This window comes from Mycobacteroides chelonae, from assembly GCF_016767715.1.
Taxonomy (GTDB): Bacteria; Actinomycetota; Actinomycetes; order Mycobacteriales; family Mycobacteriaceae; genus Mycobacterium; species Mycobacterium gwanakae.
In genome coordinates, this window is record NZ_CP050145.1 from 1,498,943 (window position 1) to 1,523,851 (window position 24,909).

Below are 24,909 nucleotides of genomic sequence, written 5' to 3' on the forward strand. Positions count from 1 at the left end.
TACAGTGGGCCGGTGCGTCTCGTCGTAGCTCAATGCACCGTTAATTATGTCGGTCGGCTCACCGCCCATCTTCCGTCCGCCAAGCGGCTCCTGCTCATCAAGGCCGATGGTTCGGTGAGCGTGCACGCCGACGACCGCGCCTACAAGCCGTTGAACTGGATGAGCCCGCCGTGCTGGCTTGTCGAGACGGAGAACGAGGAGTCTGCCGAAGCGGATGCCTCGACCGTCTGGGTGGTGGAGAACAAGGCCGGTGAACAGCTGCGGATCACCATCGAGAACATCGAGCACGACTCGGCCCACGAGCTCGGGGTCGACCCCGGACTGGTCAAGGATGGAGTCGAGGCGCACCTGCAGGAGTTGCTCGCCGAGCACGTCGCGCTGCTCGGCGACGGATACACCCTGGTGCGGCGCGAGTATATGACGCCGATCGGGCCGGTTGACCTGCTGTGTCGGGACGCCGGCGGTGCGACCGTTGCGGTCGAGATCAAGCGCCGGGGCGAGATCGACGGCGTCGAGCAGCTCACCCGCTATCTCGAACTGCTCAACCGGGACACCACGCTGGCGCCCGTCGCCGGCGTCTTCGCGGCACAGCAGATCAAGCCGCAGGCTCGCACTCTTGCCGAAGACCGCGGAATCCGTTGTCTCACACTGGACTACGATGCGATGCGGGGAATGGACTCAGACGAATTCCGTTTGTTCTGAAATCGCCCCACCACTCATAGAATCACCGCATGGGCCGCCGACATCCGCCGCGCCGTGCTGCGGCCGACCGTGCCGGTGTGCCGCCTCTCGGCCGTGACCAGGTTGAGCAGGGGACCGACGGGCTGGACTACCAAGTGCGCCGGATCGCCGCGGCACGTGCGGTCAAGATCTACCGCTGTCCCGGCTGTGATCACGAGATCGCGATCGGCGTAGCTCATGTGGTGGTGTGGCCTGTCTCCGAGGGACAAGGCAGGGGGGTGGAGGACCGTCGGCACTGGCATACGCCGTGCTGGAGCAACCGCGCGAATCGGAGCCCGACGCGTCGGTGGAGCTAGTGCGACTGCGTCGGCTGGACGAGCTCGATGAGCACGCCGCCGGTGTCCTTGGGATGCAGGAAGTTGATCCGTGAGTTCGCGGTGCCGATACGCGGCTCGTCGTACAGCACTCGCACGCCCGCGGCGCGGAGCTGATCGGACAGCGCATCGATATCGGTGACGCGGTAGGCCAGCTGCTGCAGGCCGGCTCCCTTGGTGCTCAGGAACTTGGCGATCGGCGACGACTCATTCAGTGGTGCCATCAGCTGGATCTGTGAGCTACCGGGTTCTGCTCCGGGGAAGGACAGCATCGCCTCGCGGACTCCCTGCCCCTCGTTGATCTCCTCGTGTACCAGGATCATGCCCAGGTGTTCGTGGTACCACTCGATTGCGGCGTCCAGGTCGGGCACCGCGATGCCCACGTGGTCGATCGCGGTCACCAGACCGGTCGATAGGATCGAGGGAACATCAAGAGGAGACGATGTCGTCATAACGCAACGGTAACGCGTTCCAGAAAACGGCGTCCACTCGAGCAGTATTAAGGAGATTCAATGAGCACGTCCGTGATTGTTGCTGGAGCGCGTACTCCCGTTGGCCGCTTCCAGGGATCGCTGAAGGACTTTTCGGGCGCTCAGCTCGGCGGTATCGCCATCAAGGGCGCCCTGGAGAAGGCCAAGGTGGCGCCGTCTGCGGTCGATTACGTGATCATGGGCCAGGTCCTCACCGCGGGCGCCGGCCAGATTCCCGCACGTCAGGCCGCCGTTGCCGGTGGAATCGGTATGGATGTTCCGGCGCTCACCATCAACAAGGTGTGCCTCTCGGGCGTCGACGCCATTGCGCTGGCTGACCAGCTGATTCAGGCCGGTGAGTTCGAGGTTGTCGTCGCCGGTGGGCAGGAATCGATGACTAACGCCCCGCATCTGCTGCCCAAGAGCCGCTTCGGTTTCAAGTACGGCGATGTGACGCTCGTTGACCACATGGCCTTCGACGGCCTGCATGACGCCTTCACCGACCAGGCCATGGGCATCCTCACCGAACAGCGCAACGCCGCCGACAAGTTCACCCGCGAGGAGCAAGACGAATTCGCGGCGCGCTCGCACCAGCATGCCGCCCGTGCGTGGAAGGACGGTGTCTTCGCCGACGAGGTGGTCTCGGTTCAGATCCCGCAGCGTAAGGGTGATCCGATCGAGTTCGCCGAGGACGAGGGCATCCGCGCGGACACCACTGCGGCATCGCTGGCGGGGCTGCGTCCGGCGTTCAGCAAGGACGGCACCATCACGGCGGGGTCGTCCTCGCCGATCTCCGACGGCGCCTGCGCGGTGGTGGTGATGAGTAAGGAGCGCGCGGAGCGCGAGGGGCTGGAGTGGATCGCCGAGATCGGTGCCCATGGTGTGGTCGCCGGCCCCGATTCCAGCCTGCAGCTGCAACCGGCCAACGCCATTCGGAAGGCTTGTGAGCGGGAAGGGATTTCCCCCGAGCAGCTCGATCTGGTCGAGATCAATGAGGCCTTCGCGCTGGTGGGCTTGGCCTCGGTGAAAGACCTGGGTATCGACCCGGCCAAGGTCAATGTCAACGGCGGAGCGATCGCCATCGGTCATCCCATCGGAATGTCGGGTGCCCGTATCACTCTGCACCTGGCGCAGGAACTCAAGCGCCGCGGCGGCGGAATCGGTGTGGCCGCACTGTGCGGCGGCGGCGGCCAGGGCGATGCCCTGATCGTGCGAGTGTGATTTACGACGCGACGTAGTAGATCGATGATGTGTCGGGCGCTGTATCGGGCAGACTGAGGGCATGACACAGCTTTTCGACCTGCGCAGCACCGCCAGCAGGTTTCGCACCGTCGCGTTGCTCGAAGCCATCAGCTGGGCAGGTCTGCTCACCGGGATGTTCTTCAAGTACGTGCCGGACCCGGGTAACGAGATCGGTGTGAAGGTCTTCGGCTGGATCCACGGCATCGTCTTCATCGCGTACCTGGTGTTGGGCTTCCTCGCGGGCCGCGAGTACCGCTGGAGTCCGCTCACCTGGTTGCTCGCACTGTTAGCTGGAGTTGCCCCATTGTGCAGTGTGATCTTTGTCATATGGGCTGATAAGGCGGGTAAATTGCCCGTCGCGGGGTCTGCGGCTGCGGGCGACGCTGGACCGTAGTGCGGAGGCCGTGAGCCGTGACAGACTGGACAGCGTGACCCGACCACGTCCCGCGATGGCTGCGGCCATGTCCGGAGCTGTCGACCTCTCTGCTCTCAAGCAGCGCGCGCAGGAGCCCACGGCTCCTCGCGAGCCCTCGGCCGGAGATGCATGGACCGTCGAGGTGACCGAGGCGAATCTTGAAGCCGAAGTACTGGCGCAGTCCAATCGTGTCCCGGTCATCGTGCTGCTGGGGTCGCCGCGCAGCGAGGCCTCGGCGGCACTGGCCGCCACCCTGGGTGACCTGGTCGCGGAAGACCGCGGCAAGTGGGCCCTGGCGCGGGTCAACGTCGACACCAGTCCGCAGATCGCACAGGTTTTCGGTGTGCAGGCGGTGCCTACCGTGGTGGCGGTGGCCGCCGGGAGGCCAATCACCAGCTTCGCGGGACCTCAGCCCGCCGATCAGCTGCGGCGGTGGCTTGACTCCATTCTCGACGCGGTCGCCGGCAAGCTGCCCGACGCCACCGCGCCGGACGGGGAGGATGTCGGGGAGTCCGAATACCCCGAAGAAAGTACAGATCCGGCGCTCGCCGCGGCGCGTGATGCGCTCGACTCCGGAGATTTCGAGGCGGCCCGTGCCGCCTATCAAGGTCTGCTGGACGACGGCGCCACCGGGGTGGTCGCGGCCGAGGCAACCGCGTCGGTGCGTCAGATCGAGTTCTTGATCCGGGCGACGGCCCACCCTCAGGATGCGGTCGAGGTCGCCGATGCCACACCCGGTGACATCGACGCCGGGTTGGCTGCTGCCGACGTGGAAGTGCTTTCGCAGCAGCCGGATTCGGCCTTCGACAGGCTCGTCGCACTTGTTCGCGTGACCAGCGACGACGAACGCGCCAAAGTGCGTGCCCGGCTGCTGGAGCTGTTCGAGCTGTTTGATCCGGCCGATCCCGCGGTGGTCGCCGGGCGGCGCAAGCTCGCCAACGCCCTGTTCTGACTCGGCCGCTGTCCGGTCCCGCGGTTACGGGAAGCGTTTGGCGCAGGTTTGGTCATTGCCCAGGACGCCGATTCGGTAGGCGTCGATGCGGGAGAATCCGGAAGGGGCCGTCTCGCCCTTTACGTCGCTGGAAGCCCTGCCGCTGGAAAGCAATTCGGAGACAGCCTCGTCGAGGTCGCCGCCGGAGAGGATGACCGGCGCGCGAGGAGTCACGATGCCCCTGCCGGCGGCGCGTGAGGTGAAGTATCCGGTCAGGCAGGCGGTGCGTAACCCGGTCATGATTCCCTCGGTCTCCAGACCCGCGGCCTTTTCTGCCGCCAGTGCGTAGCGCGAGACGATCACGCTGAACGCCGAATAGTCGCCGTTGACTTGCGCGGAGAACAGCGCCCGGTCCGACACCGGGGTGGCCATCTTCTGCAGGGCCTTCGGATCCAGGGCAATCGTATTGTCGTTGGGGCAGAACGAAGCCGGCGCGGTGCCCGAACCGTCAGAGCACTTCCCGTCGCCGTATACCGGCTTGGGTGGGTTGTCCATGGGGAACACCTGTGAGGCGGCGGTCAGCACCGCATCGATGGTGTCCGGGTTTATCGGCCAGTTGTCGCCGTTGGGTCCCACACCCAGTCCCTTGGGCAGCTCGCCGCGGCGCTTGAGGATCTCGCGGGGATCGATGCGCTTGCAGGCCATGGGGCCGTCGGTGAACCCGAACTGGAAGGCCGAGACCCGCTCGAAGGCCGAACCGTGGATGGCCCACTTCTTACTGGTGTCGTTGTCGCGGATCGCGATCATCGCGGCCGTGACCTTGTTCAGCCCATCGGCGGTGTTCAAGGTGAATCGTGGCGAATCCCCTTGTGCGACCCAGCGCAGATAGGCGCCGGAGAAGCAGTCAGCTTGCTGTTCCTGAGTGAGGTCGACGAGGTACTCGACCTGATCCTTGGTCACTTCGGATCGTCGATTGGGGTGATGAGCTGAGCGTGATACTGGATCGAGTGTCCGTACTCGTGGGCCATGACGGTGTTCATCGCCATCTCGCCCATTTGCTTGCGCAGGTAGGGGAACAGCTGGCCGCGATCCCAGGCGAACGAGTTCTCCGGTGGACAAAACGCGGCATTGATGAAGTCGTTCAGGTTGCCCCCGCAGAACCTGATGCTGCCGTTGTCCTTACGGGAGTCGACCGAGATGAGCCGGGATACCGGCCGGAAGTTGGCGAACGAATCGCCGTAGAACTGCGTCCAGAAATCCTCGATGTCCGCCAGGGACACCTTGACGTAGTCGTCGATCTCACCGTTGTCGGTGTTCTCGATCTTGCGTTGGGGAATCTGGACGCCGGGCTTCATGCCGGACGGGCCGTCGACCGCGGGCATACCTGCCACGCGCAGGGGGTCGGCGTAGATCGATTGAGGTTGCCCACCGAGTGGACGGCCACACGACGTGATCACCAGCACCAGCCCCACCAGCAGCGCCACCCAGCGTTTGGACATCGAGCCACCCCTTATAACTACGCGAGTTTGCGTTGAGCGCATCCTAATGTTGTCTACAGGTCCCCGGAGATGGGTTCCAGCCAGATCGCGGCGGCGGGGGGCAGGGCCAGCGTGGCCGAGGCCGGGCGGCCGTGCCACGGGTTCGCCTCGGCGATGACTTCGCCCAGGTTCCCCACTCCGCTGCCGTGGTACTGCAGTGCGTCGGTGTTGATGACCTCACGCCAGCGTCCGGTCAGCGGCAACCCCACCCGGTAGCTGGCGTGCTCGATGCCCGCGAAGTTGAAGATGCAGGCCAACACCGAACCGTCGTCGCCGAAGCGCAGGAAGCTCAGCACGTTGTTGGCCGAATCGTTGGCGTCGATCCACGAATATCCCTGGGGGGCGGTGTCTTGTGACCACAATGCGCGACGCTGCTGGTAGGCCGAATTCAGGTCGGCGGTCAACGCCGCGATTCCTGAGGAGTACCCGTCCTCGCCCAGCTGGAACCAGTCGACGCCGCGCTCATCGGACCATTCGGCCCGCTGACCGAACTCCTGACCCATGAACAGCAGCTGCTTTCCGGGGTGCGCCCACATGTAGGCCAGCAGGCAGCGCAGGCCTGCGGCCTTGGCGTGGTCATCACCGGGGATGCGGGTCCACAGTGTGCCCTTGCCGTGCACCACCTCGTCATGGCTGATCGGCAGCACGAAATTCTCGCTGAACGCGTACAGCATCGAAAAGGTCATCTCATGGTGATGGAAGCTGCGATGGATGGGATCGCGCCCGACGTAGCCCAGGGTGTCGTGCATCCACCCCATGTTCCATTTCATGGAAAAGCCAAGGCCGCCAAGGCTGGTCGCCCTGGTAACGCCCGGCCAGGAGGTGGACTCCTCGGCCACGGTGACAATCCCGGGATGCAGCTTGTGCACGGTGGCGTTCATCTCCTGCAGGAACTGCACCGCCTCGAGATTCTCTCGGCCGCCGTGAATGTTCGGTGTCCAGCCACCCGCGGGGCGTGAGTAGTCCAGGTAGAGCATCGACGCGACGGCGTCGACTCGCAGGCCGTCGATGTGGAACTGGTCGAGCCAGAACAGGGCATTGGCGACCAGGAAGTTGCGAACCTCGGGGCGCCCGAAGTCGAAAACATATGTGCCCCAATCCAGCTGCTCGGCCCGGTGTGGGTCGGCGTGTTCGTATAGGGGTGTTCCGTCGAAGCGGGCCAGTGCCCACGCATCTTTGGGAAAGTGCGCGGGTACCCAGTCGACGATGACGCCGATTCCCGCCCGGTGCAGGGCATCGACCAGGTAGCGGAAGTCGTCGGGCGTGCCCAGCCTCGAGGTGGGGGCATAGTACGAGGTCACCTGATAGCCCCAGGACCCACCGAAGGGGTGTTCGGCCACCGGCAGCAGCTCGACGTGGGTGAAACCTTGTGCCAGTACGTAGTCGGTGAGCTCGCGGGCCAGCTCCCGGTAGGAGAGTCCGGGGCGCCAGGACGCCAGATGCACCTCGTAGGTACTCATGGGCTCGAACACCGGGTTGCCGGTGGTGCGCCGGGTCATCCATTCCTCGTCCTGCCAGGAGTACGACGACGTGGTGACCCGCGAGGCGGTGGCCGGCGGCAATTCAGTCGCGAACGCGAACGGGTCGGCGCGGTCGGTCACCGACCCATCGGCGCCGTGCACACGGAATTTGTAAAGCGAACCGAGCGTCATGCCCGGCCAGAACAGTTCCCAGACTCCGGAGGATCCCAAGGTTCGCATGGGGGCGTCGTTGCCGTTCCACCCGTTGAAATCGCCGATTACCGAGACCCCGTGCGCGTTGGGTGCCCACACCGCAAAGGAGATCCCGCTGACCTCGCCGTCCGCGGTGACGAACGAGCGTGGGTGCGCACCAAGGATTTCCCAGAGTCGCTCGTGACGGCCCTCGTTGAACAGATGCAGATCCACTTCGCCCAGCGTGGGCAGGAATCGATATGCATCGGCGATGATCAGCGGCGTGCCGCTGTAGTCGACGTCGAGGCGGTAGTCGAGGAGGTCCAGGAAGGGCAGCGCTACCCCGAAAAGTCCGGACCCGAGGTCGGCCATCGGGTGCAGCTCGTCGCCCACCACCGCGGCCACCGCGGTGGCGCCAGGTTTGAACGCGCGAATGACGGTGTGTCCCTTGCCGCCCGGGTTGGCATACTCGTGCGCGCCGAGAATCGAATGCGGATTGTGGTGGGTGCCCGCCACCAGTCTGGCGAGATCGGCGGCATCCGGTTTCAGGAAGGTCGCGGGTGTGGTCACGGGCGGAACACCAAGTGCGTGCGGGCCGACTCGCGGACCTGCGGCAGATTCAGGATGTGCGCCACTTGCCGAGAAGGTGTCAGGGGGTCCAGTCGCACATAGTTGGCTTGGCCCCAGCGGTATTGCTCGCCGGTGAGCTCGTCACGCACCCAGAACGTTTCATGCCAATCGAGGCCGAGTGCGGGCAGGTCGAGCCAGATGGTGCCGTCCTCGGCCCCGAAGGGGTTGAGATTCACCACGATCAGGACGGCATCGCCGGTTACCGGGTCGAACTTGGAGTACGCCAGCAGGGCGTCGTTCTCGACGTGGTGGAAGGTGATGTTGCGCAGCTGTTGCAGTGCCGGATGTAGCCGGCGGATCTCGTTGAGTCGGGTGATGAATGGCTCCAATGATTCGCCGCGCGCGGCAGCTCCCTTGTAATCGCGGGGACGTAGCTGGTACTTCTCCGAGTCCAGGTACTCCTCGCTGCCTTCGCGCAACGGGACGTGTTCGTAGAGTTCGTATCCGGAGTACACGCCCCAGGTCGGGCTCAAGGTGCCGGCGAGGACCGCTCGGATGGCGAACATGCCCGGGCCGCCGTACTGAAGGCTCGCGTGCAAGATGTCCGGGGTGTTGACGAAGAGATTCGGGCGTGCCACGTCCGCCTGCGCGGCGATCTCTCGGCCGAACTCGGCGATCTCGGATTTGGCGGTGCGCCAGGTGAAGTAGGTGTACGACTGGGTGAAGCCGAGCCGGGCCAGACCGTAGAGCCGAGCCGGGCGAGTGAACGCCTCGGACAGGAACAACACGTCGGGATCGGCCGCCTTGACCTCGCCGATCAACCATTGCCAGAAGTCCGGTGGCTTGGTGTGCGGATTGTCTACCCGAAATATTTTGACGCCGTGGGCAATCCAGTGCTGCACGACACGCAGCACCTCGGTGTACAGCCCGGCAGGGTCGGTGTCGAAGTTCAGGGGATAGATGTCCTGGTACTTCTTGGGAGGATTTTCCGCGTAGGCGATGGTGCCGTCGGGAAGTTCGGTGAACCACTCGGGATGCGCGCTGACCCATGGGTGATCCGGTGCGCACTGCAGTGCCAGGTCCAGCGCCACTTCCAGGCCCAGCTTGCGCGCGGTGGACACGAACCGGTCGAAGTCCTTGAGGGTTCCCAGCTCGGGGTGGATCGTGTCGTGACCTCCCGCAGCACTGCCGATGGCCCACGGCGAACCGACTTCACCGGGCTCGGCGATCGGATTGTTGTTGCGGCCCTTACGGTTGATCTCGCCGATCGGATGCACCGGCGGTAGATACACCACATCGAATCCCATCGCGGCGACCCGTGCGAGGTCGGCCCCGGCGGTCGCCAGCGTGCCGTGCATGGGCCGTCCGTCCGGTCCCACTCCGCCGGTGGAACGCGGGAACAGCTCGTACCAGGAGCCGTACAACGCCCGAGTGCGGTCAACCCAGATACCGTATTGGGTTCCGCGAGTGAGCAGATCGCGCAGCGGGAACTCGGCGAGCAGTACCTGTACCTCATCGGAGAGCGCATGCTTAAACCGCGTTCCCGGGTCGTCCTGAGTGCGCAGCGCTTCCGCTGAGGCCAGCAGCGGCCCCCGACGTTTCCGTGGCACTCCGGCCGCAGCACGTTCGAACAGGCGCGCACCGATCTCCAGATCGTTGGCCAACTCGGCAGCGCCCTGCCCCGCTTCCAGTTTGGCCTCGACGTTGTGGCGCCAGGTTGCGATCGGGTCGCCCCATCCGTCGACCCGGAAGGTCCACAGCCCCTCCCGGTCCGGGACGAAGCTGGCATGGAATCGATCGAGCGCCCCACCCGGCTGCATGGGGATATGCAGCGGTTTGATTCGTGTCGCGCTGGTGTCCTTCTCGCGGGGCGCCGAGATCCGGCGCAACGGCCCCTCGGAGAGCTGCGGGTAGCTGGGCCCGAGGCAGCGCACCACCAGTGTCGCGGAGACGGCCTCATGGCCTTCACGCCAGACGGTTGCCGCCACGGGGACGACCTCACCCACGACGGCCTTGGCCGGATAGCGCCCACCGGAGATCGCGGGGGCGACATCATCGATGCCTATGCGTCCGGTCACCACGTCCACCGTAGTAGACGGGCCCCTGCGGTGCGGTGCAGAAGCGCTACCAGAGGCTTCGCCGGTACGCCGGTGATCGGCGCGAGCGTGTGAGACGGAACCTCCACAGCATCGCGTATCGGTACGGAATTTCCGCCGGGCATGCGATCCACCGAAATCTCAGTAAAGTTCTGAAGGGTGAAAGCCCTACGTCGATTCACGGTTCGTGCCCATCTTCCGGAGCGGTTGGCGGCGCTGGGCGAGTTATCCAACAACCTGCGCTGGTCGTGGCATCAACCCACCCGGGATCTCTTCGCCGATATCGATCAGCAGCTGTGGGAGCAGACCAACCACGATCCGGTTGCGGTCATGGGGTCGGTCCCGGCGCAACGGCTCGATGAGCTGGCTGCCGACGATGGTTTCGTCGACAGGGTGGCTGCCCTGGCGGGTGATCTTCATGACTATCTGAATCGCCCCATGTGGTACCAGCGTCAGCTGGAGCGGGACGGTGAAGAGGGCGCCGAGAGCAGCGGTCTGCCCGCCGCGATCGCGTACTTCTCGATGGAGTTCGGCGTCTCGGAGGTGTTGCCGAACTACTCCGGCGGTTTGGGCATCCTGGCCGGCGATCACCTCAAGGCCGCCTCCGATCTGGGCCTGCCGCTCGTCGCGGTGGGGTTGCACTACCGGTCGGGATACTTCCGGCAGTCGCTGACCGCCGACGGCTGGCAGACCGAGCAGTATCCGCTGATCGACCCGGCCGGTCTGCCGTTGCGCTTACTGGCTCATGACGATGGCACCCCGATCCTCATCACGGTGCCGATGCCGCAGGACCGGGTGCTCTCGGCGCGCATCTGGGTTGCTCAGGTGGGCCGGATTCCGCTGCTGCTCTTGGATTCCGATATCGCGGAGAACGATCGGGAATTGCGCTACGTCACCGACCGGCTATACGGCGGCGACCAGGACCACCGCATCAAGCAGGAAATCCTGGCCGGTATCGGCGGAGTGCGTGCCATTCGTGCGTATGTCACCTCCTCCGGCGCGCCATCTCCCGAGGTGTTTCACACCAATGAGGGTCACGCCGGGTTCCTGGGGCTCGAGCGCATTCGCGAGTACATCGGGCAGCACGGACTGGACGTCGAAACTGCCCTGACGGTGGTCCGATCCAGCACCGTGTTCACCACGCACACACCGGTTCCCGCCGGAATCGACCGCTTCCCGGTGGACTTGGTGCGTCGATACTTCGGGGAATCCGGTGATTCCACGCTGCTGCCCGGTGTGCCGGTGGACCGCATCATCGCCCTGGGCGCGGAGGACGACCCCTCCACGTTCAACATGGCTCATATGGGGCTGCGGCTGGCGCAGCGCGCCAACGGTGTATCGCTTCTGCACGGCCAGGTGAGCCGGTCGATGTTCAACGGGCTGTGGCCGTCATTCGACGCCGCCGAGGTACCTATCGGATCGATCACCAACGGCGTGCATGCGCCCACTTGGGCAGCACCGCAATGGCTGGAGCTGGGCCAGCAGCTCGTCGGTGCCGAGGCGTTCAACGACGCCAGTGGATGGGAGCGCATCCACGAGGTAGACCCCGGACACATCTGGTGGATCCGATCACAGTTGCGTGAGCAGCTGATTCAGGATGTGCGACGGCGGATACGTGCCTCGTGGCTGCAGCGCGGCGCGGCTGAGGCCGAGTTGGGCTGGGTGGACGACGCGTTCGACCCGGGTGTGCTGACCATCGGATTCGCCCGCCGGGTCCCGACGTACAAACGGCTCACGCTGATGCTGCGTAACCCGGAACGGCTGCGTGAGCTACTCCTGGACGAGAAGCATCCGGTGCAGCTGATCGTGGCCGGTAAATCGCATCCTGCCGACGACGGCGGTAAGGGGCTCATCCAGCAGATCGTCAGGTTCGCCGATCAGGCGGACGTGCGGCACCGGATCACCTTCCTTCCCGACTACGACATGTCCATGGCCCGCTATCTGTACTTCGGCTGCGACGTGTGGTTGAACAATCCGCTGCGTCCGCTCGAGGCGTGCGGGACCTCGGGGATGAAGAGCGCACTCAACGGCGGGCTCAACCTATCTATCCGTGACGGGTGGTGGGACGAGTGGTACGACGGCGAAAACGGTTGGGAAATACCGACGGCCGACGGAGTCACCGACGACACCCGGCGCGATGACCTGGAGGCCGCGGCGCTTTATGAGCTGCTGGCGCAAAAGGTGGCGCCCAAGTTCTATGAGCGCGATGAGCATGGCACGCCGCAGCGTTGGGTCGAGATGGTTCGGCACACCCTGGAGAAGCTGGGTCCAAAGGTTCTGGCATCCAGGATGGTTCGCGATTACACCGTCGGCTACTACGCTCCCGCGGCCCAGTCGTTGCGTGCCACCGTCGGAGCCGATCATTCGTTCGCGCCGGCCAAGGAGCTGGCGCGCTATCGCGAACGAGTGCAGCAGGTATGGCCCTCGCTGGTCATCACCGATGTCGACAGTTCGGGCCTGCCGGACACCCCGCTGCTGGGATCACCGTTGACGCTCACCGCGTCGGTTCAGCTTTCCGGGCTGGCGCCCTCGGAGGTCGCCGTGCAGGCGGTGATCGGGCGAGTGGACCTGGACGACAAGCTATCCGAATCGGTGATTGTCCCGATGGCGCACACCGGCAGTCGTGACGGTGGGGTGGAGACCTTCTCCACCACGACCACCTTGCCGGTGTCCGGGTCGGTGGGATACACGGTGCGGGTGCTTCCGCATCATCCGCTGCTGGCCGGTGATAGCGAGCTGGGTCTGGCGGTGCTGGCCGCCAGTGACCTGGAGCACTAACGGCACGACTTACCCGTAGCGGGTGAGGCAGCGGTCCGTCGATCCGGCGACTCCGTCTCGGAAGGCATCGATCCGGGAGAAGCCCGCCGGGACGGTGGTCCCGTTGACATCACTGGCCACGATGCCGTTGGTGAGCAGCCCCGATACCGCCTCATCGAGGTCCTCCGCGGTGAGCACCATCGGGTTCGGCGCATCGTCGGGTGTGGTGGGTTTGGCCATCGCCGCCGACGCGACACCCGTTAGGCATGCGGTGCGTAGCGCGCTCTGCCCGTTGTCGAGCGGCAGGCCCTGTTGATTCTCGACCGCTAGTGCGTAACGCGAGATGACCATCGAGTACGCGGTGAAATCGCCGGTTACCTGCCCCTGATCGTGCGTGGGTCGGGCCAGGGCGGTCAACCGCGGCAGATCGAGAGCCACCGTGTTGGAGTCCGGGCAGTAGACCGCTGCCACATCTCTTGTGCGGCGTCCGGATTCGTCGCATGCGGCCCCCGACACCGAGAGCCGCGGTGGTGCGGTGTCGAGCGCCGGGCCGTAAATTGCTCCGAGCACCGTCATCAGGGTGCGCAGGGCGTCGACCGAGACCGGCAGGCCTTCCGATCGGCCGTGCGGGAGGTTCTCGGGGAGTCCACCGGCTCGCTTGGCGATCTCCGCCCTGTCGATCTGGGTGCACGCGGTCGCGCCGTCGACGAATCCGCGTTGGAAGGCCGAGACCCGCTCGAATGCCGATCCATGCGCATCGATTACGCCGCCTGCCTCAATCGGATCGTCTCGGAACGCGATCAGCGCCGCGATGACTTTGTTGAGGCCCTCGCTGGTGCTCAATGTGAAACGTGGCGAGCTGCCCTGCGCTACCCAGCGCAGATATGTCCCGGCCAGGCAATCCGCCATCTGCTCGCTGACCAGTGTCTGTGTCTGAGGGTCCACCATCTTCGCCTGGTGCGTCAGGGCATGCCCGTACTCGTGGGCCAGCGTCATGGGTACCGCCATGGGGCCGAACATCCGCACCAGCTTGGGCAGCAGCGCGCCGCGGTCCCACCCCAGGCTGTTCTGGCTGATGCAGTAACCGGCGTTGTCGAAGCCGATCGTGAGGTTGTTGCAGAACTTCGCGATGTCGCGGCCCACACTGTTCCAAGATGTCAACGAATCGACCGGATGAAACGGGGCCCAGAAGCTCTTCGGATAGGCCTCCTGCCAGAAATCCTCGATATCGGCGACTGCGTTGACGGCAAGGCGGTCCATCTCGCCGTCGTCGCCGCCGCGCACGGCTCTGTGCGCCGGTTTGGGGTGCGGGCGCAGCCCGGAAGGACCGTCTACAGCGGGAAGCCCGGCAACTTGATACGCATTGCCGAGCTGTGAAATCGGAACGCCCTCAATATTATTCGTGCAGGTCGAGAGTGTCAGGGCCAGGAGGGCGCAGCAGCCCAGGACTACCGTCGGCGTGTGATTCCACCTGTCCGGAAGCGACATGGCCGTCTCTCTGTAGCGGCTATCCCCGTGTGCGGGTGCCCTCTCCAGCATAGGTCGCATCGTGCTTGGTCGTCAGTCGTTGCAGCGCCGCGGTGACTACCGACAAGTCGTGTGTCGACCAGAACGGTGGCAGCGATGCGCGCAGGAATCCGCCATAACCCGCCGTGGCCATCCGTGAATCAAGCACCGCGACAACGCCTCTGTCCTGTGCGCCGCGCAACAGCCGGCCGGTGCCCTGGGCCAGCAGTAACGCCGCCTGGGTGCCCGCCACCGCCATGAACCCATTGCCTCCGCGCGCGCTGATTGCCCGCTGCCGGGCCGCCCGAAGCGGATCGTCGGGGCGGGGGAATGGGATTCGGTCGATGAGAACAAGCGACAGCGACGGTCCGGGTACGTCGACTCCCTGCCACAGCGACAGCGTCCCGAACAACGAGGTTTGTGGGTCCGCGCTGAACTGTTCGACCAGAATCGATGTCGCGTCGTCTCCCTGGCACAGCACCGGGGTGTCGAGCCGCGTCCGCATTTCCTCGGATGCCTCTTTGGCGGCACGCATCGAGGAAAACAGCCCCAGGGTGCGTCCTCCCGCGGCGCGGACCAGAGTCTCGATCTCGTTGAGCGTCGCCGCACCGACGCCATCGCGCCCCGGGGCGGGAAGGTGCCGCGCCAGGTAGAGAATGGCGGATTTCTCATGCTGGAACGGGGATCCGACGTCGATGCCGTGCCAGACGGCCTTGGCTTCGGTATTCGTGTCTGTGCTGGGCACCCGGGCAGGCAGGCCCCAGGAGGCGGCCATGGTGTCGAACTTGCCCCCGAGGACCAGAGTGGCCGAGGTGAGGACAACGGTGCGCTGCCCGAACAGGCGGGTGCGCAGCAGCCCGGCGACCGACAGCGGGGCGATCCGCAGTACCGGACGCACCGTGCCGCGGTTGTCCTCGTGATCGAGCCACACCACGTTGGGGCGTGCCGTGATGTCCGGTTCGGCCCAGCAGGCCAGCGTCAGGGATGCGGCATCGACGATATCGTCCAGTGCGGCAACTGCTTCGGTGCGTGCGGCGGCAGTGGCGGGGTCGGTGGACTGGCCGGTGGGGATCTCGGTGCGTGCGGCGGCCGCGGCGTCGCGCAGCGCGGTGAGGTAGGTGACGGTCTCCTCGTCCGCGCGGTCGATGGTGCCGGGCCTGCTGTCGTGGATCAGCGAAGAGAAGGTTGCCGAGCTGGCCTCGAAACGGCTCGCCGTTTCTGGTGACACCAGGCGGCCTATCCGCCGGATGGTGACAGTCAGCCCGACTGCCGAGAGTTCTTGGGTGGCAACACTTGTCACCCGGTCGACGAGGTCGTGCGCCTCATCGACGATCACCGCGTCATGCTCGGGCAGGATGTTTATGTCGGCAATGGCGTCGATGGCCAGCAGTGCGTGGTTGGTGACCACCACATCCGACTGTCCGGCGTCGAGCCGGGCCAGTTCGGCGAAGCATTCGGTGCCGAACGGGCACCGGGTGGCGCCGAGGCATTCGCGTGCCGACACGCTGACCTGCGACCAGGAGCGATCGGGAACGCCGGGTTTGAGTTCATCGCGGTCCCCGGTCTTGGTGGTCTCCGCCCAGTCGTTGAGACGCTGTACGTCGCGGCCGAGCGCGCTGGCCGCGAAGGGCTCGAACAACGTGTCGGGTGCTTCCTGATCGGATGCTGCGCCGTTGTGCAATTTGTTGAGGCAGAGGTAATTTCCACGGCCCTTCAGGATGGCGAATCTGGGCTTGCGGGCCAGTGAGGGTGCCAACGCCTCCGCCAACCGGGGCAGGTCACGATCCACGAGCTGGCGTTGCAGCGCGATGGTGGCGGTGGATACCACGACCGGGGATGACTCCTCGATGGCGTGGGCAAGGGCCGGTACCAGGTATGCCAGCGACTTGCCGGTGCCGGTGCCGGCCTGGACCACCAGGTGCTCGCCGCTATGCAGGGAGTGCTCGACGGCCGTGGCCATCGTGAGCTGTCCGGCGCGTTCGGTTCCACCGAGCGCGGTGACGGCCGTGGCAAGCAGGCCCGTGGCAGACATGGGCGTGTCGGTGTTCTTCAGCGGACTACCTCGACGCCGGCGGCCCGGAGCTCACCCAGGGCGCGATGTATTGATTGTTCTTCAATGCCAACGGCATACGCGGTGAGTACGCGGGTATGCAGCCCCTGTCGGGCCGCGTCGCGCGCGGTGGCGGCCACGCAGTGGTCGGTGGCGATGCCCACCACGTCGACGCTGTCCAGATCCCGTTTCTGCAGCCACGAAGCCAGCGTGGTGCCATCCGCGCAGGCGCCCTCGAAGCCCGAATACGCGGCGGAGTACTCGCCTTTGGAGAACACCTCGGCGACCGGGGTGAGGTCGAAGTCGGGGTGAAAGTCGGCGCCGGGTGTGCCGACCCTGCAATGCGGCGGCCAGCTTGTCGCGAAGTCCGGTGTCTGGGAGAAATGGTCGCCGGGGTCGATGTGAAAGTCGCGCGTCGCGACCACCGCATCGTACGCACCGGATGCGGTGAGGTCGTTGAGCTTCTGGGCCAGCGCTGTTCCGCCGGACACGGGCAGCGAGCCGCCCTCGCAGAAGTCGTTTTGCACGTCGACGACGATAAGCGCCCTGCCCATGGATCGACGGTACCCCCGCCGGTACTCAGTCGAAGATGTCAGACACGTGACGGCCCATGCGTGAGATGTAGTCGATGAGCTCGTCGCGGCTGATGGCCAGATCTCCGCGCAGATAATCGATGATGGCGCCGGAGGCCGCGCCGACAAGCGACACCGATAGGAAGCGGCGCCGTCCCGGATCGTCGACGTCGATCAGTGCCTTCTCGGCAAGTGAGGCGAAGGCCATCGAGCCCGCGAACCCGACACTGCCCAGTATGGGTTCGGTGAACGGCGCGAGCATCATGATGCGTCCGTAGGCGGGGTTGTCGACGGTCGCCCCGATGAAGGTCTCCACCGCGCGGGTTTCTAAATCGTCTCCCTCGGCGGCGAATTCGGTGACGACGCGCATCACGGATTCGAGGACGTCTTGGTACACCGCACGCACGAAGTCGTCGCGGTCACCGAATTCCTCATAGAAGTTGCGCTCCGATACGCCGGAAGACCTGCAGACCGTGCGGATGGTCAGCGCCGGGCCGTCGATGGCGCCGAGCGCCGCGATACCCGCATCGAGCAGTGCCCGCCGACGCGTCGCTCGCCGCTCAGCGGGAGTGGTTCCCGCCCATTGCCTTCTGGCTGCCATGTGTCCTCCGGCCAGGAATTATCCCACCAATCGGGTGGTGATCGCAGGATCCCCGTGCGAAAGGCCCAGCCCCTCCCACGGCAGGCTCAGTAATCCCGTGCGTACCCGGTCTCTGGCGTCGTCGAGAGAGTCGGAGGTGACAGGCGCGCCTCCGCGCACCAGCGGGGTGGTCAGTACCCGGTGCGGCTCCATCACGGTGGGTTGACCGGCGGCCGCGCGATACACCACTTCCTCGGTGACGGTGCCGGTCGGCTTGGCGGTGCGCAGCGCACACTTGTGGCCGCCATGTGATTCCTTGTGGCTACTGCGTTTTGCCACCGGGATACCGTCGATCTCGACGAGTTTGTAGACCATGCCGGCCGCTGGGAACCCCGATCCGGTTACCACCGAGGTGCCGACACCGTAGATGTCGACGGGTTCGGCGCGCAGTGCCGCGATGGAGTACTCGTCGAGGTCCCCGGAGACGACAATGCGGGTCCGGTGCGCACCCAGCCCGTCGAGTTGTGCCCGAACCTGCCGGGCCAGCATGCCCAGATCTCCCGAGTCGATGCGCACCGCCCCGAGCTCGGGCCCGGCGACGGCGATGGCGTTGTCGACCCCGGTGGTGATGTCGTAGGTGTCCACCAGCAGGGTGGTGGACACCCCGAGCGCCTCGACCTGCGCGCGAAATGCCTCACGCTCGGCCTCGCTGGGGCTCATGCCGTCCTTGGCGTGGAGCAGAGTGAAGGCGTGCGCGGCGGTGCCGCGGGCGGGCACACCATAGCGGCGGTGGGCCTCCAGGTTGGACGTCGATTCGAATCCCGCGAGATAGGCGGCGCGGGCGCAGGCTACCGCCGCCAGTTCGTGGGTGCGCCGTGAGCCCATCTCGATAAGCGGACGGCCTGCTGCGGCCGACACCATTCGGGCGGCGGCAGAGGCGATGGCACTGTCGTGGTTCAGGATCGACAGTGCCAGGGTCTCCAGAATGACGCATTCGGCAAAGGTTCCCCGCACCGTGAGCACCGGGGATCCCGGGAAGTAGAGCTCACCCTCGCGGTAGCCGTCGATGTCGCCACTAAATCGATATGCGGCCAGGTACTGGAGTGTGTCCTCGTCCAGAAAGTCGGACAGCGATTCCAATTCTTCCGATCCGAATCGGAATTCGGCAAGCGCCTCGAGCAATCGGGTGGTGCCGGCGACGACGCCGTAACGGCGGCCGTCCGGCAATCTCCTGGCGAACACCTCGAACGTGGCCTGACGTCCCGCGGTGCCGTCACGCAGTGCGGCGGCAAGCATGGTGAGCTCGTACTTGTCGGTGAGCAATGACGTATGCAGGTGCGCCATGTGCGCCACGTTAGCGGGATACCCGGGCGCGTGAACGGGTCCCGAGAGGCTCCGGGGAGACGGGGAACCCGAACTTCATGCTGACAGAGTTCGCGGCCCCGGTATTCTGGGGCCATGGGTGCGCCGGCGCGAGCCTTGCCAGGGACTACCGCAGAGAGGTCTGTCGAACATGTCGACGAGACCCAGTCGCCGTGGGTCACCATCGTGTGGGATGACCCGGTAAACCTGATGAACTATGTCGCTTACGTGTTCCAGCAGCTGTTCGGCTACAGCGAGAGCGAGGCCACCAACCTGATGCTGCAGGTTCACCACGAGGGCAAGGCTGTGGTGTCCTGCGGGGCGCGTGAGTCGATGGAGATCGACGTCAGCAAGCTGCACGCCGCCGGTCTGTGGGCCACTCTGCAGCAGGATCGTTGAGCCGCTGATCCGTGCGAAAGTGGAAGCGCGTCAACGCGTCTGATGGGGTTCGGCTGCGTTCTGAGATGGAGCCGCACGAGGCGGCGCTCGTACAGTCGATGGTCACTTCCATGCTGGCGATGCTCGATGAGCGCGAATCGTCAGCGCCCAACGACGAGTTGGCACAGCTGACCGGCATCCGTACCGGGAACACCGCGGCGCCCTCCGATGTCACTCTTGGGCGGTTGCTTCCGGACTTTCACCGCCCCGACCAGGACGGCACCAGCAGTCTCGAGGCGGTGAGCGGACTCAACAGCGCACTGCGCAGCCTCTATGAACCGGAGATCATCGACGCCAAACGTGAGGCGGGTCAACGGCTGTTGCGCACGCTTCCCCTGGAGGGCGGGCGCTTCGAGCTGTCCGAGGACGACGCGCGCGCATGGCTGACCGCATTGAATGACGTGCGCCTGGCGCTGGGGGCGATGCTCGGGATCGACAGCGACGGGCCGCAGGAGTTGCCCGCAGACGATCCGATGGCGGGGCATATGGACATTTACCACTGGCTGACCGTGATGCAGGAGTTGTTGGTGCTCGCGTTGATGGGGAAGTCGGCGGTATGAGCCTGTTCTCGGGTGCGATCACCGACGTTCCGGGAATGCTGGTGGGACATGACCAGCGCGTGGATGCCGACGCCGAACTCGGATCGGGCTGGGCCACCGGCACCACCGTGGTGCTGGCGCCGCCGGGGACGACCGGTGCGGTCGATGTGCGCGGCGGAGCTCCGGGAACGCGTGAATCCGATCTGCTCGATCCGGCCAACACCGTCTGCACGGTCGACGCCATTGTGCTCAGCGGCGGCAGCGCCTACGGACTGGCCGCCGCCGATGGGGTGATGCGCTGGCTGGAGGAGCAGGGCAGGGGAGTGGCCCTGCAGGGCGGTACCGTGCCCATCGTCCCGGGAGCAGTCATCTTCGATCTACCGGTGGGCGCCTGGAAGAGTCGTCCCGACGCCGAATTCGGTTACCGGGCAGCAGAACTCGCAAGCGATACGCCCGAATGGGGTGCCGTGGGTGCCGGTGTCGGCGCGCGAGCCGGCACTCTCAAGGGCGGTGTCGGCTCCGCGAGTGCGGATCTGGGTAATGGGATTGTGGTCGGTGCCGTGATCGTGGCGAACCCGGTTGGACTGGTGATCAATCCGTCGACAGGGCTGCCGTGGGACCCCGCCTGTGCGCCGGAACTCGGCGCGCCTCCGGCAAGCCAGATCGCGGCGCTGGCCGCGTTGCCCGACAAATCGGTCTCGTTGAACACCACGATCGGCGTGGTGGCGACCAACGCCCCGCTGAGCAAGGCGCAATGCCGCCGGGTGGCGATCGCTGCCCACGACGGGTTGGCACGGGCGATCAGGCCCGCGCATACCCCGATGGACGGTGACACGCTGTACGTGCTGGCGACCGGGACCGGCGAGGGCGATGCCGAGGCTCTCACCATTTCGGTGGGGATTGCCGCCGCCGACTGTGTGGAGCGTGCCGTGGTGCGGGCCGTGGTGGGCGCCGTGAGTGTGGCCGGAATACCCGCATATCGTGACATGTTGCCAGGAGCGTTTTCGTAATCGTCCGAGACGGCCAAGAGGGAAGCAGGAAAGACAGTGCTGGTAGTTCGCGCCGACTTGGTCGACGCCATGGTCAAGCATGCTCGCGCCGATCATCCCGATGAGGCTTGCGGTGTACTGGCCGGTCCGGAGGGTTCCGATCGTCCCGAGCGACACGTTGCCATGATCAACGCCGAGCGGTCTCCTACTTTTTATCGCTTTGATTCCGGTGAGCAGCTTCGGGTTTGGCGGGCGATGGATGACGCCGATGAGGTGCCGGTGGTTATCTATCACTCGCACACCGCGACCGAGGCCTACCCCAGCCGTACTGATATCAACCTGGCCGCAGAACCCGATGCCCACTACGTTTTGGTGTCCACTCGCGATCCTGAGCAGCACGAACTGCGCAGCTACCGGATCGTCGACGGGGTGGTCACCGAAGAGGAGATTTCCGTTGTAGACCAATACGTCGAGCAGTACTAGAGAAAAGGAATATCCACCGTGTCGATTCAAGTATCGATTCCCACGATCCTGCGTACGCACACCGGTGGCGAGAAGCGCGTCACGGCAACGGGTTCCACGCTGCAAGCGGTGATCGCGGACCTGGAATCCAACTATTCCGGGATCTCCGACCGGCTGGTTGACGACGGTAAGTTGCACCGTTTCGTCAACATCTACGTCAACGACGAGGACGTGCGGTTCTCGGGTGGGCTGGACACCGAGATCGCCGATGGCGATTCGGTCACCATCCTGCCCGCCGTGGCCGGTGGCTAGCGGCGCATGACCCGATACGACTCGTTGCTCCAGGCCCTCGGGAACACGCCGCTGGTCGGGTTGCAGAGGCTGTCCCCGGCCTGGGACGGCGATCCGCATGTGCGGCTGTGGGCCAAGCTGGAGGACCGCAATCCGACCGGCTCCATCAAGGACCGGCCTGCCCTGCGCATGATCGAACAGGCCGAGCAGGACGGGCTGCTGGAACCGGGAGCCACGATTCTGGAACCCACCAGCGGTAACACCGGAATCTCGATGGCGATGGCCGCGCAGCTCAAGGGTTACAAGATGATCTGCGTGATGCCGGAGAACACCTCCATCGAGCGACGCCAGTTGCTTGAGCTGTACGGCGCTCAGATCATCTTCTCCCCGGCCGAAGGTGGCTCCAATACCGCCGTCGCCACTGCCAAAGAGCTTGCCGCGCAAAATCCTTCGTGGGTGATGCTGTACCAGTACGGCAACCCGGCGAATGCCGCCGCGCACTATCACGGCACCGGCCCGGAGATTCTGGCCGACCTGCCCGAGATCACCCACTTCGTTGCCGGGCTGGGCACCACCGGAACCCTCATGGGTACCGGACGGTTCCTGCGGGAGAACGTGCCCGGGGTGCACATTGTTGCCGCCGAGCCGCGCTATGGCGAGGGCGTCTACGCACTGCGCAACATCGACGAGGGATTCGTGCCCGAGTTGTATGACCCCGAGGTGCTCACCACCCGCTTTTCGGTGGGGTCGTTCGACGCGGTGCGCCGTACCCGCGAGTTGGTGCAAGTGGAAGGCATCTTCGCGGGCATCTCGACCGGCGCGATTCTGCACGCGGCACTCGGCATGGCGGCCAAGGCCGTCAAGGCGGGCGAGCGCGCGGACATCGCATTCGTGGTGGCCGATGCGGGCTGGAAGTATCTGTCGACCGGCGCCTACGCCGGTACCGTGGATGACGCAGAGGACGCGCTGGAAGGGCAGTTGTGGGCATGACGGGATACCAGGGTGGCCCGGAGGGGTTCCATCCAGCCCGTCCCGAGCGGTCCAGACGGCCACAGTGGGTCACCGGCGGAATCCTGGTGGTCTCGTTCGTCGCGTTGCTTTATGTCATCGAAGGCATCGATACGGTTACCGGGCACCAACTCGACGAGAACGGCATCCGGCCGCTGGAGGCCGATGGTCTGGACGGCATCCTGTTCGCGCCCCTGCTGCATGCGAATTGGGGCCACTTGGTTGCCAACACGGTGCCCGCGCTCGTGCTGGGTTTCCTGGCCGCGGCCGCCGGGCTCGGACGCTTCCTGCTGGCAACCGCGATCATCTGGGTTCTCGGCGGGATCGGCACGTGGCTGATTGGCAACCTCGGCTCGCCCTACGAGACCAATCACATCGGGGCGTCGGGGCTGATCTTCGGCTGGCTCACCTATGTGATTGTCCGAGGATTCTTCAACCGCCGCGTGGGACAGATCCTCATCGGTGTCGTCGTGATCGTCCTCTACGGGGGTGTGCTGTGGGGTGTGCTGCCCGGACAGTTCGGGGTGTCCTGGCAAGGGCACCTGAGTGGGGCTATCGCCGGCGTGCTGGCCGCCTATTGGCTCTCGGGTAGGGAACGCAAGGCGAAGGCTGCACGTGGTCCTGGGGCGCCACCAAGGCTGTCGACATGACGGGCACCGGCGCCGCTCTCGAGGGTCTTGGCGCAAGCGGCGCTTCGCCGATCGGGATATTCGATTCCGGAGTTGGCGGACTGACCGTCGCGCGGGCCATCATCGACCAGCTGCCCGACGAGGACATCATTTACGTCGGTGATACGGGTAACGGGCCATATGGTCCGCTGACCATTCCGGAGATCCGCCGGCATGCGCTGGCCATTGGCGACGACCTTGTCGGACGCGGGGTGAAAGCCCTGGTGATTGCCTGTAATACGGCCTCGGCGGCATGCCTGCGTGACGCTCGTGAACGCTATGCGCCGGTGCCGGTCATCGAGGTGGTGTTGCCTGCGGTGCGCCGCGCCGTGCACACCACGCACAACAACAAGATCGGTGTCATCGGAACAGCGGCGACCATCGCATCGGGTGCGTATCAGGATGCGTTCGCGGCCGCGCGGGATACCGAGATCACGGCGGTGGCGTGTCCGCGTTTCGTTGACTTCGTCGAGCGTGGCATCACCAGCGGGAGGCAAGTGCTGCAGCTCGCCGAGGGCTATCTGGAGCCGCTACAGCGGGCTCAGGTCGACACCGTGGTGCTGGGTTGCACGCACTATCCGTTGCTGTCCGGGCTGATCCAGCTCGCCATGGGCGAGGATGTCACGCTGGTGTCCAGCGCCGAGGAAACTGCCAAGGACCTGCTGCGGGTGCTGTCGGAGAGGGATCTGTTGCGGCCGCATCCGGATAACCCGAGTGCCTCAGGTCCGAACCGCATTTTTGAGGCAACCGGTGACCCCGATGCGTTCCGCACCCTGGCGGCCAGATTCCTCGGTCCGGCTGTGACATCGGTGCAAACTCGAGCTAGCGGTGTTCCGGGTTACACCGAAATTGCAACACCTCTCTAACCCTGTGCCGAGACGCTTGCCGGACGTGGCAAGCTAGGGGCTGTGCGAGTCACCGTGCTCGGCTGCTCAGGCAGTGTCACCGGACCGGATTCACCGGCGTCTGGTTACCTTCTGACGGCACCGGATGCGCCACCGTTGGTCATCGACTTCGGTGGCGGCGTCTTGGGCTCTCTGCAACGGTTCGCCGACCCCGGATCGGTGTCCGTTCTGCTGTCGCACCTGCATGCCGACCACTGCCTGGACCTGCCTGGTCTGTTTGTGTGGCGCCGCTATCACCCGAATCCGCCCAAGGGCAAGGCCATCATGTACGGGCCCGCCGACACCCTGATTCGGGTGGGGGCCGCGTCGGCCGAGATCGGCGGTGAGGTCGACGACTTCACCGACATCTTCGACTTGTATGCGTGGAGTGAAGGTGTGCCCGTCGAATTCGGGTCGCTCACGGTGACACCCACACGGGTGGCGCATCCGCCGGAGTCATATGGACTGCGGATTGAGGACACGTCAGGTGCCGTCCTTGCCTACAGCGGTGACACCGGCATATGCGACGCGGTGGTCGAGCTGGCTCGCGATGCCGACGTGTTCCTGTGCGAGGCGTCGTGGACGCACATGCCGGGGCACCGCCCGCCGGATCTTCACCTGTCCGGCACCGAGGCGGGGCAGATCGCGGCCCGAGCAGGCGTGAAGGAACTGCTGCTGACCCACATCCCGCCGTGGACTTCGCGCGAGGATGTCATCGCCGAGGCGAAGTCGGCATTCGACGGGCCGGTGCGGGCCGTCGTCGCGGGGGAGACCATCGAGCTGTAGCTCTGCCGCTCACGCTCGGTACTTTCGCCGAGACGATAAGGTCGAGGG

General features: G+C 65.4%; 23 protein-coding genes and 1 pseudogene. 15 read left to right on the top strand and 9 right to left on the bottom strand.

The window, feature by feature from the left end:
* The first annotated feature begins 12 nt into the window (after positions 1-12).
* Together nucS and HBA99_RS07430 are read left to right on the top strand one after the other, a co-directional pair.
* Entirely contained in the window at positions 13-702 is a 690-nt protein-coding gene (gene nucS, locus HBA99_RS07425; RefSeq protein WP_070950001.1) for an endonuclease NucS, read from the top strand.
* A 29-nt stretch (positions 703-731) separates the two neighbouring features.
* Positions 732-1,037 carry a hypothetical protein gene (locus HBA99_RS07430; protein ID WP_081342956.1) on the top strand — a complete coding sequence of 102 codons (306 nt, stop codon included), beginning with the start codon at positions 732-734 and terminating at the stop codon, positions 1,035-1,037.
* Here the strand turns inward: HBA99_RS07430 and mce are convergent.
* Positions 1,034-1,507, bottom strand: a complete 474-nt coding sequence (mce, locus tag HBA99_RS07435) for a methylmalonyl-CoA epimerase (protein WP_030094912.1) — start codon at positions 1,505-1,507, stop codon at positions 1,034-1,036. The two genes, HBA99_RS07430 and mce, sit on opposite strands and share 4 nt — an antisense overlap.
* A gap of 60 nt (positions 1,508-1,567) precedes the next feature.
* Here mce and HBA99_RS07440 point away from each other — a divergent pair, with 60 nt between their 5' ends.
* The 3 genes from HBA99_RS07440 to HBA99_RS07450 all read left to right on the top strand — a co-directional run bounded on the left by HBA99_RS07440 (position 1,568) and on the right by HBA99_RS07450 (position 4,134).
* Entirely contained in the window at positions 1,568-2,746 is a 1,179-nt protein-coding gene (locus HBA99_RS07440; RefSeq protein WP_070951318.1) for an acetyl-CoA C-acetyltransferase, read from the top strand.
* A 61-nt stretch (positions 2,747-2,807) separates the two neighbouring features.
* Positions 2,808-3,161, top strand: coding sequence for a DUF3817 domain-containing protein (locus HBA99_RS07445; RefSeq protein WP_070950000.1), 354 nt, complete (start codon positions 2,808-2,810; stop codon positions 3,159-3,161).
* 34 nt (positions 3,162-3,195) lie between these two features.
* Entirely contained in the window at positions 3,196-4,134 is a 939-nt protein-coding gene (locus tag HBA99_RS07450; protein ID WP_070916424.1) for a tetratricopeptide repeat protein, read from the top strand.
* 24 nt (positions 4,135-4,158) lie between these two features.
* Here the strand turns inward: HBA99_RS07450 and HBA99_RS07455 are convergent.
* The 3 genes and pseudogenes from HBA99_RS07455 to HBA99_RS07465 all read right to left on the bottom strand — a co-directional run bounded on the left by HBA99_RS07455 (position 4,159) and on the right by HBA99_RS07465 (position 9,951).
* Positions 4,159-5,612 (bottom strand): annotated as a pseudogene (locus HBA99_RS07455) (neutral zinc metallopeptidase).
* A 53-nt stretch (positions 5,613-5,665) separates the two neighbouring features.
* Positions 5,666-7,852: a 1,4-alpha-glucan branching protein GlgB gene (gene glgB, locus HBA99_RS07460; protein WP_070952298.1), complete on the bottom strand. Its 2,187-nt coding sequence runs from the start codon at positions 7,850-7,852 to the stop codon at positions 5,666-5,668.
* Between the two features lie 17 nt (positions 7,853-7,869).
* On the bottom strand, positions 7,870-9,951 hold the full coding sequence (locus HBA99_RS07465; RefSeq protein WP_070922752.1) for an alpha-1,4-glucan--maltose-1-phosphate maltosyltransferase: 2,082 nt from the start codon (positions 9,949-9,951) through the stop codon (positions 7,870-7,872).
* A 177-nt stretch (positions 9,952-10,128) separates the two neighbouring features.
* Here HBA99_RS07465 and glgP point away from each other — a divergent pair, with 177 nt between their 5' ends.
* Positions 10,129-12,747 (top strand): alpha-glucan family phosphorylase, encoded by a 2,619-nt coding sequence (gene glgP, locus HBA99_RS07470; protein ID WP_057965120.1) that lies wholly within the window; start codon positions 10,129-10,131, stop codon positions 12,745-12,747.
* Positions 12,748-12,756: 9 nt separating this feature from the next.
* Here the strand turns inward: glgP and HBA99_RS07475 are convergent, their stop codons facing one another.
* The 5 genes from HBA99_RS07475 to HBA99_RS07495 are packed head-to-tail and all read right to left on the bottom strand — an operon-like array spanning position 12,757 to position 18,778.
* Complete coding sequence (locus tag HBA99_RS07475; protein ID WP_070922750.1) at positions 12,757-14,214, bottom strand: neutral zinc metallopeptidase; 1,458 nt, start codon at positions 14,212-14,214, stop codon at positions 12,757-12,759.
* 19 nt (positions 14,215-14,233) lie between these two features.
* Positions 14,234-16,264, bottom strand: coding sequence for an ATP-dependent DNA helicase (locus tag HBA99_RS07480; RefSeq protein WP_070922555.1), 2,031 nt, complete (start codon positions 16,262-16,264; stop codon positions 14,234-14,236).
* Positions 16,265-16,281: 17 nt separating this feature from the next.
* Positions 16,282-16,836 (bottom strand): isochorismatase family protein, encoded by a 555-nt coding sequence (locus HBA99_RS07485; protein ID WP_070951317.1) that lies wholly within the window; start codon positions 16,834-16,836, stop codon positions 16,282-16,284.
* A gap of 25 nt (positions 16,837-16,861) precedes the next feature.
* Positions 16,862-17,455 (bottom strand): TetR/AcrR family transcriptional regulator, encoded by a 594-nt coding sequence (locus tag HBA99_RS07490; RefSeq protein ID WP_030094923.1) that lies wholly within the window; start codon positions 17,453-17,455, stop codon positions 16,862-16,864.
* An 18-nt stretch (positions 17,456-17,473) separates the two neighbouring features.
* Positions 17,474-18,778 carry a nicotinate phosphoribosyltransferase gene (locus tag HBA99_RS07495; RefSeq protein ID WP_070922553.1) on the bottom strand — a complete coding sequence of 435 codons (1,305 nt, stop codon included), beginning with the start codon at positions 18,776-18,778 and terminating at the stop codon, positions 17,474-17,476.
* 114 nt (positions 18,779-18,892) lie between these two features.
* Between HBA99_RS07495 and clpS the strand changes: the two genes are divergently transcribed.
* Genes clpS through HBA99_RS07540 form a run of 9 tightly spaced genes read left to right on the top strand, consistent with a single transcriptional unit; the run spans position 18,893 to position 24,861 of the window.
* Positions 18,893-19,195, top strand: a complete 303-nt coding sequence (clpS, locus tag HBA99_RS07500; RefSeq protein ID WP_030094925.1) for an ATP-dependent Clp protease adapter ClpS — start codon at positions 18,893-18,895, stop codon at positions 19,193-19,195.
* 11 nt (positions 19,196-19,206) lie between these two features.
* A complete protein-coding gene (gene aosR / locus HBA99_RS07505; protein WP_030094926.1) occupies positions 19,207-19,794 on the top strand; it encodes an oxidative stress transcriptional regulator AosR in 588 nt (195 codons plus the stop codon).
* A complete protein-coding gene (locus HBA99_RS07510) occupies positions 19,791-20,783 on the top strand; it encodes a P1 family peptidase (RefSeq protein WP_070951316.1) in 993 nt (330 codons plus the stop codon). Before aosR ends, HBA99_RS07510 begins: the two co-directional genes overlap by 4 nt.
* Before the next feature lie 36 nt (positions 20,784-20,819).
* Positions 20,820-21,245: a M67 family metallopeptidase gene (locus tag HBA99_RS07515; protein ID WP_030094928.1), complete on the top strand. Its 426-nt coding sequence runs from the start codon at positions 20,820-20,822 to the stop codon at positions 21,243-21,245.
* A gap of 18 nt (positions 21,246-21,263) precedes the next feature.
* Positions 21,264-21,536 (top strand): MoaD/ThiS family protein, encoded by a 273-nt coding sequence (locus HBA99_RS07520; RefSeq protein ID WP_030094929.1) that lies wholly within the window; start codon positions 21,264-21,266, stop codon positions 21,534-21,536.
* A gap of 6 nt (positions 21,537-21,542) precedes the next feature.
* Positions 21,543-22,505 (top strand): cysteine synthase, encoded by a 963-nt coding sequence (locus HBA99_RS07525; RefSeq protein ID WP_070916418.1) that lies wholly within the window; start codon positions 21,543-21,545, stop codon positions 22,503-22,505.
* Positions 22,502-23,173 carry a rhomboid family intramembrane serine protease gene (locus HBA99_RS07530; RefSeq protein ID WP_057967279.1) on the top strand — a complete coding sequence of 224 codons (672 nt, stop codon included), beginning with the start codon at positions 22,502-22,504 and terminating at the stop codon, positions 23,171-23,173. Before HBA99_RS07525 ends, HBA99_RS07530 begins: the two co-directional genes overlap by 4 nt.
* Positions 23,170-24,057 carry a glutamate racemase gene (murI, locus tag HBA99_RS07535; protein ID WP_070951315.1) on the top strand — a complete coding sequence of 296 codons (888 nt, stop codon included), beginning with the start codon at positions 23,170-23,172 and terminating at the stop codon, positions 24,055-24,057. Before HBA99_RS07530 ends, murI begins: the two co-directional genes overlap by 4 nt.
* Before the next feature lie 42 nt (positions 24,058-24,099).
* A complete protein-coding gene (locus HBA99_RS07540; RefSeq protein ID WP_057965115.1) occupies positions 24,100-24,861 on the top strand; it encodes a cyclic nucleotide-degrading phosphodiesterase in 762 nt (253 codons plus the stop codon).
* Positions 24,862-24,909: the final 48 nt, after the last annotated feature.

Bases quoted from the DNA above. Each gene is read 5' to 3' on its own strand.
- HBA99_RS07485 (WP_070951317.1), bottom strand. From the start codon at position 16,836: ATGGGCAGGGCGCTTATCGTCGTCGACGTGCAAAACGACTTCTGCGAG.
- HBA99_RS07490 (WP_030094923.1), bottom strand. From the start codon at position 17,455: ATGGCAGCCAGAAGGCAATGGGCGGGAACCACTCCCGCTGAGCGGCGA.
- HBA99_RS07525 (WP_070916418.1), top strand. From the start codon at position 21,543: ATGACCCGATACGACTCGTTGCTCCAGGCCCTCGGGAACACGCCGCTG.
- mce (WP_030094912.1), bottom strand. From the start codon at position 1,507: ATGACGACATCGTCTCCTCTTGATGTTCCCTCGATCCTATCGACCGGT.
- HBA99_RS07475 (WP_070922750.1), bottom strand. From the start codon at position 14,214: ATGTCGCTTCCGGACAGGTGGAATCACACGCCGACGGTAGTCCTGGGC.
- HBA99_RS07530 (WP_057967279.1), top strand. From the start codon at position 22,502: ATGACGGGATACCAGGGTGGCCCGGAGGGGTTCCATCCAGCCCGTCCC.
- HBA99_RS07495 (WP_070922553.1), bottom strand. From the start codon at position 18,778: ATGGCGCACCTGCATACGTCATTGCTCACCGACAAGTACGAGCTCACC.
- HBA99_RS07430 (WP_081342956.1), top strand. From the start codon at position 732: ATGGGCCGCCGACATCCGCCGCGCCGTGCTGCGGCCGACCGTGCCGGT.
- HBA99_RS07510 (WP_070951316.1), top strand. From the start codon at position 19,791: ATGAGCCTGTTCTCGGGTGCGATCACCGACGTTCCGGGAATGCTGGTG.
- clpS (WP_030094925.1), top strand. From the start codon at position 18,893: ATGGGTGCGCCGGCGCGAGCCTTGCCAGGGACTACCGCAGAGAGGTCT.
- HBA99_RS07440 (WP_070951318.1), top strand. From the start codon at position 1,568: ATGAGCACGTCCGTGATTGTTGCTGGAGCGCGTACTCCCGTTGGCCGC.
- murI (WP_070951315.1), top strand. From the start codon at position 23,170: ATGACGGGCACCGGCGCCGCTCTCGAGGGTCTTGGCGCAAGCGGCGCT.
- HBA99_RS07480 (WP_070922555.1), bottom strand. From the start codon at position 16,264: ATGTCTGCCACGGGCCTGCTTGCCACGGCCGTCACCGCGCTCGGTGGA.
- HBA99_RS07445 (WP_070950000.1), top strand. From the start codon at position 2,808: ATGACACAGCTTTTCGACCTGCGCAGCACCGCCAGCAGGTTTCGCACC.